The following is a 6,959-nucleotide window of genomic DNA, read 5'->3' as shown; positions in this document are numbered from 1 at the left end:
CATGAACATGAAGCACCTGGAGGCCTCTCTGGAGGACGCCTCCATCGCTGGCTGACTTTATTCAAGCCAGACCCTGCAATCTTATTTGCGAAAAATTCTTGACACTACCGGGCGGGGTTACCCAAGATACGGTTTCACGATTTGAGGCACACAATGGCCTCTATGCTATACTTCAATGGGGTGGATAGCGTGAGTATCAGCAAAAGGCTGGGCCATGCCCAGGTGAGCACCACGGCTAACATCTACGCCCATGTGATGGAGGAGGCAGACGAGCGGAACGCCGACATTCTGGCTGATGTGTTCCTGAAAAAAGCGTAGACAGTTGGAGTGCCGCCTGTTGAACTCAGAGTTGAATTTGAGGATAAAAAAGGCCGAGTTGAATTATAGTTGAATTTTGGGGCCTGGGGAGGCCCTTAAAAATGTTGCGAACGAATAGAAAAAATCCCTAGAAACCTTATAGTTTCTAGGGATTCGATGTGGTTGCGGGGGCAGGATTTGAACCTGCGACCTTCGGGTTATGAGCTGTGGTGAGCGGATTTTTTCAGCGATTTCCGGGCATTTCCGGCCCTTTTCGCTCGATTTTTCAGCCAAAACCCGAAAGTCAAGACCTATCCAGTCCACTGAGTTTTTTCGATTCTGGGTCAGCTTATGGGTCAGACAACGATCCCGGTTTCACGGACAGTGTGGAGAAAGCCGCTGTCAGAATCGGCAGCAGTCAAAAGGACAGGCTCGATATCCGCATTGATTTTTCTGGAAAGCCTCCATAATAGAGCGACACTGTCCAAATAGTCGCCTGGAATATCATCAACAATAATGGCAATATCAATATCGCTGCTTTCTGTGGAAGTCCCCTTTACCTGAGAGCCATAAAGGATAATTGACCGGGTGTCCAACTCCTTCCGGACAACAGCGGCATATTTTTTTGCCAAGTTTAACACTTCGGTTTTATCCATGTCAATAATTCCTCCGCTTTGCGAATTAAATCTTCACAGCGTGATTCAGTTAGGGAACGCAAGAGCTTTTCTTTGTTGAGAGGGTATCTGGTTTCGATATTCAGCGGATTAAGAACGTCCAGGAGGGAAAGCTGACTTTCATTCATCGCAGCTGCAATTCCCGGCAGATTGGCAAGGCGTACCAAGCTGTGAATATAAGGCAGTTCGCTGTTTGGCTGTCGTTGAACGAAAACTGCTTTTAACCCCTTTTCAATGGTCTGATGGCACATGAATCCAACGTAGAGAAATCGCTTTGTTTCAAGCATAGCTTTGGCGGTCTGCAAGTCGTAATCCGCACAGTCCAGCCAGTATGCAGTTTTTGCAAATTCATCCATTGCATAATCATCACAAATATCAGTTTACAGTTTATAGTATACCACAAAGTATATGAAAAAGAAAGGGCAAAGTTCCTGTGCAAAATTTGCGCCGCATAACAAAGAAAAGCCCTTTCCCAACCACTTATGACCGCACAAACTCCAAAAAACTCCTGACTCCCAGCGTCATCCTCTCATACTCCTCCTCAAGCCTGCGCCTGTACTCCCCTGCCGCAGGCTCCAGATGATAGTAAATCCTCGACCTCTCCAGGGTAGCACATGGACATGCCCCTGCTCGATACACGCCGGGATAAGGATTTACTTGGTTCCTTTCTCAGCGATATAGTGCTCCAGGTGCTGTCCTTCGTAGCGGAAAACGAGCGGGTGAATATACGAGCCCGCCAGGCCGAGGGCATAGCAGCAGCCAAGGCCAGAGGCGTGCACTTCGGCCCCCAGGCCAGGGCCCTGCCCGAGAGCTTCCCGGCGCTGTACCAGGCGTGGCGGGAAAAGAAAATAAGTCTGCGCAAAGCCGCGGAAGCTTGCGGGGTGCCGAAGTCCACCTTTTATGACGCGGCACAGCGTATGAAAAGCCGGGACAATATGTAGTGTATAAAATAGAAAAACCTGTCCGAAATTGTGTACAACCCCGTCCACTCAAAAAAGTTTCATTTAACCCTAAACTTTCCCAAAAATCTGCCGATATATTGTGTGAAGCCAGCTAATAAGCGGCTTCAAAACCTGTCCGATATCTCACGGAACACCGGACAAAGCAAGTTGAGGTGATGCGTTTTGGCAGAGATTATATTGACTGGAGGTCGGGAGCTAAAGGAGTACCTTCCGGAGCTGGCGGAAAACATTGTCGAGCATATCTCTGACCAGGACCCTGAACACTGCGAGGAACTGCTTGGCGCGTTTGTTTCACAGCTTTTCCTGTCTGCCACCAAGCAGAGCCTGCGCCGTGAGCGCCGAGCCCGTCAGGCCGAGGGCATAGCAAAGGCCAAAGCCCGGGGTGTGCAGTTCGGCAGCAAGCGCAAGCCCCTGCCGGACAATTTTGATGAAGTCCGAAAATCCTGGCGAAACCGGGAAATGAACCTGAAAGAGGCCGCCAGGCTGTGCGGGATGCCGGCCACTACTTTCTACGACGCGGTCCGACGGGCCGAGCAGGAGGAAGCCGGGGAGCAGGCCGCAAGCTAAACCTAGGGGAGGGAACCCTATGCTGACATTAAGGCTCAAGCCGGGAGAATACCTGACGATTGGAGAGAATATAACCGTTCAGATATTCCATCGTAAGGGGGACTCCATCGAAGTCGCGGTGGAGGCTCCAAAAGAGATACCTGTGCTGCGCGGAAAGCTCGTGGAACGCACGGACGAGCGCCCGCCGAAGAAGCGCAGCGAGAACATTTGACTTTGATTTCACCCGGTCCTAGGCCGGTTGAGATAAAGCGTCTGAACCCCCGCCAGGCCAGCGGGACGCAGGGCGCACCCCCACGATGAACGTGGGTAAACCAAAAACGCAAAAATAATTTTAAGGAGAGAAAATTATGCGTATTCAGCACAACATTCTGGCAATGAACTCTTACCGCAACTACAACACCAACACTTCCGCTCTGGGCAAGAACCTGGAGAAGCTGTCTTCCGGCTACAAGATTAACCGCGCCGGTGACGACGCTGCTGGTCTGGCTATATCCGAGAAGATGCGTGCTCAGATTACCGGCCTTGACGCTGCCCAGAAGAACGTTAAGGACGGCATCAGCCTGGTAAAGACCGCTGAGGGCGCCATGCAGGAGATTCAGGACATGGTCAAGCGCATGAAGTACCTGGCCACCCAGTCCGCCAACGGCACCTACGACGAGAACGTTGACCGCGTTCAGCTCCAGAAGGAAGTTGACTCCCTGATGTCTGAAATCGACCGTATCGCCGACAGCGCCAACTTCAACGGCATTAAGCTGCTGGATGGCTCAATGTCCAGCGGTGAGGCCACCTTCACCCAGGCGACCAGCGCTACTGCAACGGCTAAGATGGAGATTACGCTCAGTGACGCCAAGAACCTGATTGGCGGCAGCATCCAGGTGGGCAATAAGACCTATCGTGTCGAGCTGGCAGCCGGAACATTGGCTGCTGGAAGCACTGCTACCTTCGACGGGACTGTTCTTAAGATGGGCACAGGCGCTACAGCCAGCACAGTTGTGTCAGCTCTCGTGGCAAAGCTTGGGTCTACACTAAAGGCAAAGGACCTGGACGGCAACGAGGCAAACCTGACAGTTGCAGCCTCTGGTGGAAAGATTAAGATTACAGCAACTAAGGCAGGCGTCAAGCTTGACGTTACCTCTCTGCCCACCTTCTCCTTCAACGGCGGCCGTAAGCTGCAGATAGGAGATACCCCCCACAACTTCAACCAGATTCGTGTGGGTGCCAACGATATGCATGCGGATAACTTGTTCCTGGGCTATTCTGTAGACATCACCACCGCCGACAAGGCGGGCGATGCACTGAACTACATTCAGTACGCCAGCAACCTGGTGTCCTCTACACGTGGTGACCTGGGCGCAGCTCAGAACCGTCTGGACCACACCGCCAGCAACCTGTCCGTAATGGCAGAGAACATCCAGGACGCCGAGTCCACCATCCGCGACACCGACGTTGCCGACGAGATGATGGCCTACACCAAGAACAACATCCTGATTCAGTCCGCTCAGGCGATGCTGGCCCAGGCCAATGCTGTTCCCCAGGGCGTTCTGCAGCTGCTCCAGTAAGAGCGGTTTGTCAGATTGTTCCGGTAACTTTATATCTAACCGACCGAAATATTTGCACAGGAGAAGGGGCGGGCGTCTGCCCGTCCCTTTCTCATATTTTTATGGGAGGGAGCCCAGAGTGAGCGACAATAGGAGCCTGGAGATTGCCCGAAAGCTAGTCGGGCTTGGAAAAGATAAAGAAGCGGCGAAAGCGTATAAGGTAGCGCTTAATGAAGGTATAGAAGGGGACTCTGCTGCGGAGCTTGAAGCTGCGTTATGGAACCTGCAGTTTGGCACAGACTATAAAGTTTCATACACAGTGCTTCATAAACTGCACTGCGCGGGGCTTTTTCAGGATGAAACCTTCAGCATTATGACTGAGGCGTTCTATACGCCAAATATAAAGGAACTGCAGTCTCACTATGAGAGAAACTGCAAGCTTTTAAAGAAATATCCATACTTTTTCCACGAAGATTTTGTGCCGTTTGAGGAATTACCGGTACGGTTTTATCCATACGATGACAGTTCGTATATCCCATATTTTGCAAATGAAAACCGTTTTGGGGAGTTAATCGATTTTAAAGAGCCGGTGATTCGCCACCATTTCTTCCATGATTTAGAAAATCCCATACTAGCGAAAGATATTTTTTCACAGTATGAATTAGAATATTTATGCGACAATGTGCGGGACAGTACATATGTTGCAAAAGAAAACCATATCTATCTGCACTATACAAATTGGGAGGAGTTCTGCAGCTATCTGCAGTGCCTCAACCTAAGGGCTTTACTTGAAAGCAAAAAGTTTGTATTCCTGATTGATGACGAAATAGGTGAATACCCTATCGACTTCAATAAGCGCTTCGGTATTGATTACAGTAAGTTTGCGCTAAAGCCTATAGGTATCAGGGAAGTCAGCAGACTTATCTGGCACACCCAGCTGTCCACTCATAACGGAGGCGACTTTTTTAATGAAATATTTGACAATCACCCCAATTTGATTGTTATGCCCTCGCTTATGTTTGACAACGTAGCGGAGACCATGTCAAAGGTCCGCAAAATAATCGACCAGATTAAGAGTACGCAGGATATAACTGGCGCTATTGCCGACTGGGACCCCCGTTATGTTAGAGAGCTGTACCTAATGAAAAACCGCACCGAACGGGATTTTCTCGTGGCATTCTTTCTGAATGACAAACGAGCAACTGTGGGTCTTGACTATGCGTCACGAATATCCCCGGCCCTTTTCTTCCAGCCACATTTTAGCAATATAGAGTATATGGCGGAGCTGGATATGAAGGGGCGGGCGGCGCTGGTGTCTAATCAGTACGATGAGGTAATGGCTTCGCCAATATTCAGGAACTTTAAATATATAAAGACATTCACGCCCATGCGGCGTATGACGACCAGCCATGCTGCTACAGTCAGGTTTATGAACGGCATGGCTAAGGATAGCTGGGTCAACCCTCGCGAGGACGGCAAACACTCCGTTGTGGGGGACGCGGTCACCGAGCGTATCATGAACCGGAGCTTCATGCTGGACCCCCACGAGCGGCTCTACAAAGACAGCGTACTGGTGCGTTTTGAAGACGGCAAGCTGAACCCTAAAGCCACCTTCACCGCGCTGGCGGCGTTCCTTGACTTACCATATACCGAGAGCCTGACCTACTGCTCAGAATATGGAGAGCGCGACCCAATAACGCCGGGAAATGCAGTAGGCTTTGGGACTGAAGCCCTATACCGCACCTACGATGAGTTTGCAAATGACGCCGAGCGGTGTCTGATAGAATACTTCATGCGCGATGCCTATGAATATTACGGCTATGACTTTCATTACTACAACGGCGAAGACGTAGGCATGGAGCGCATGAAAGAGCTCATCGCTGGGTGTACAACTATAAATAAGTACATCCGGGATACCTACAGGCCAGTGCTCATGGAGGAGGCCAAGGATGGGCATACACTAAAGCCCGGCAAAAATCCGGAGGAATCAGTAGAAATCCTCCTGGACGAGGCTGAGGAGCGGATGAACAGTGAGCGGCTGCGCATTTTTGAGGTCCTGCAAAACGGCCTGAACTTCGTGAACCGTGCAGGGCAGCCCCTGCACATGATGCCAAAGCTGGAACTAGACCCGGCGCTCCTGGAGCAGCCGCTGTACCACTGAGGAGGTAAATAGATGAAAAAAGGAACGGTTTACTTCTTCACAGGGCTTGCGGGGGCTGGGAAGACGACAATAGGCGGCCTGTTCTACCAGCGCTTGCAGACACTCAAGCCGGACGCGGTGCTGATTGACGGCGATAAAAACCGCGATAAAGCTAATGCCCGCGCACCCCGGGATTACTCCACGGAAGCCCGGCGGCAGGGTGCAAAAAACCTCCTTATGCAATGCAATGAACTGGCGGAGCAGGGGCTGGATGCAGTTTACTGTGGCATTGGGATGTATGCCGACGTACGTGCCTGGTGCCGTGAGAACATTGAGAATTACCGTGAGATATATATAAAGGTCAGTATGGAGACCCTGAGAAGGCGCAACCAGAAGGGGTTATATTCTCCTGGAGCAAGGCAAGTGGTAGGCGTTGACCTGCCCTGGGATGAGCCGGACAGCTCCGACGCAGTAATTGAAAATGATAGGGAAGAGGCACCTGAGCTCATTGTGGACAGGCTCTTTAAGGCGTTCGGCCTGGAGGAAAGCGTATGAATATCGGGCTGATAATAGCCGGCGGCAAGGGCCAGAGAATGCAGCAGGAGATACCCAAACAATTTTTGAATGTAAACGATAAGCCTGTGATAATCTACACGCTGGAAGCCTTCCAGTCACACCCGGATATAGACGCCGTAGGTGTGGTCTGCGTAGACGGATGGCACGATATATTGAGAGCGTATGCCAGACAGCACAGGATTTCTAAACTGGAATGGGTAGTGTC

At 51.0% G+C, this 6,959-nt stretch carries 9 protein-coding genes and 1 pseudogene; 8 read left to right on the top strand and 2 right to left on the bottom strand.

Translation table 11 applies throughout. The annotated features are described in order from the left end of the window. Positions 1-117 precede the first annotated feature (117 nt). Positions 118-318 (top strand): annotated as a pseudogene (locus D5270_RS16095) (tyrosine-type recombinase/integrase); the annotation flags it as partial. Positions 319-653: 335 nt separating this feature from the next. Here D5270_RS16095 and D5270_RS16090 read toward each other — a convergent pair. Next, a complete protein-coding gene (locus tag D5270_RS16090) occupies positions 654-953 on the bottom strand; it encodes a nucleotidyltransferase domain-containing protein (protein ID WP_166545041.1) in 300 nt (99 codons plus the stop codon). After that, positions 932-1,327 carry a HEPN domain-containing protein gene (locus D5270_RS16085; protein WP_166545040.1) on the bottom strand — a complete coding sequence of 132 codons (396 nt, stop codon included), beginning with the start codon at positions 1,325-1,327 and terminating at the stop codon, positions 932-934. Before D5270_RS16085 ends, D5270_RS16090 begins: the two co-directional genes overlap by 22 nt. A gap of 258 nt (positions 1,328-1,585) precedes the next feature. On the opposite strand from D5270_RS16085, the gene D5270_RS16080 reads away from it, so the two are divergent. The 7 genes from D5270_RS16080 to D5270_RS16050 form a co-directional block, all read left to right on the top strand. Beyond that, positions 1,586-1,912, top strand: a complete 327-nt coding sequence (locus D5270_RS16080) for a helix-turn-helix domain-containing protein (RefSeq protein ID WP_166545039.1) — start codon at positions 1,586-1,588, stop codon at positions 1,910-1,912. Positions 1,913-2,095: 183 nt separating this feature from the next. Further along, positions 2,096-2,500 (top strand): hypothetical protein, encoded by a 405-nt coding sequence (locus tag D5270_RS16075; RefSeq protein ID WP_166545038.1) that lies wholly within the window; start codon positions 2,096-2,098, stop codon positions 2,498-2,500. Positions 2,501-2,519: 19 nt separating this feature from the next. Then, positions 2,520-2,711 carry a carbon storage regulator gene (locus D5270_RS16070; protein WP_166545037.1) on the top strand — a complete coding sequence of 64 codons (192 nt, stop codon included), beginning with the start codon at positions 2,520-2,522 and terminating at the stop codon, positions 2,709-2,711. Between the two features lie 136 nt (positions 2,712-2,847). After that, positions 2,848-4,059, top strand: coding sequence for a flagellin N-terminal helical domain-containing protein (locus D5270_RS16065; RefSeq protein ID WP_166545036.1), 1,212 nt, complete (start codon positions 2,848-2,850; stop codon positions 4,057-4,059). Between the two features lie 118 nt (positions 4,060-4,177). Next, positions 4,178-6,199 (top strand): hypothetical protein, encoded by a 2,022-nt coding sequence (locus tag D5270_RS16060; protein WP_166545035.1) that lies wholly within the window; start codon positions 4,178-4,180, stop codon positions 6,197-6,199. Positions 6,200-6,211: 12 nt separating this feature from the next. Beyond that, entirely contained in the window at positions 6,212-6,733 is a 522-nt protein-coding gene (locus D5270_RS16055) for an adenylyl-sulfate kinase (RefSeq protein ID WP_166545034.1), read from the top strand. Beyond that, positions 6,730-6,959, top strand: a 230-nt coding sequence (locus D5270_RS16050; RefSeq protein WP_166545033.1) for an IspD/TarI family cytidylyltransferase, incomplete at its 3' end; no start/stop codon positions are given. The genes D5270_RS16055 and D5270_RS16050, both read left to right, overlap by 4 nt.

The sequence above is a fragment of the Acutalibacter sp. 1XD8-36 genome, from assembly GCF_009917525.1.
In the GTDB taxonomy this organism is placed as follows: domain Bacteria; phylum Bacillota; class Clostridia; order Oscillospirales; family Acutalibacteraceae; genus Acutalibacter.
This window is presented reverse-complemented; position numbering and strand designations above follow the sequence as displayed.

Coding starts and splice junctions, on each gene's coding strand:
- D5270_RS16085 (WP_166545040.1), bottom strand. CDS start 1,327: ATGGATGAATTTGCAAAAACTGCATACTGGCTGGACTGTGCGGATTAC.
- D5270_RS16070 (WP_166545037.1), top strand. CDS start 2,520: ATGCTGACATTAAGGCTCAAGCCGGGAGAATACCTGACGATTGGAGAG.
- D5270_RS16055 (WP_166545034.1), top strand. CDS start 6,212: ATGAAAAAAGGAACGGTTTACTTCTTCACAGGGCTTGCGGGGGCTGGG.
- D5270_RS16065 (WP_166545036.1), top strand. CDS start 2,848: ATGCGTATTCAGCACAACATTCTGGCAATGAACTCTTACCGCAACTAC.
- D5270_RS16090 (WP_166545041.1), bottom strand. CDS start 953: ATGGATAAAACCGAAGTGTTAAACTTGGCAAAAAAATATGCCGCTGTT.
- D5270_RS16080 (WP_166545039.1), top strand. CDS start 1,586: ATGGACATGCCCCTGCTCGATACACGCCGGGATAAGGATTTACTTGGT.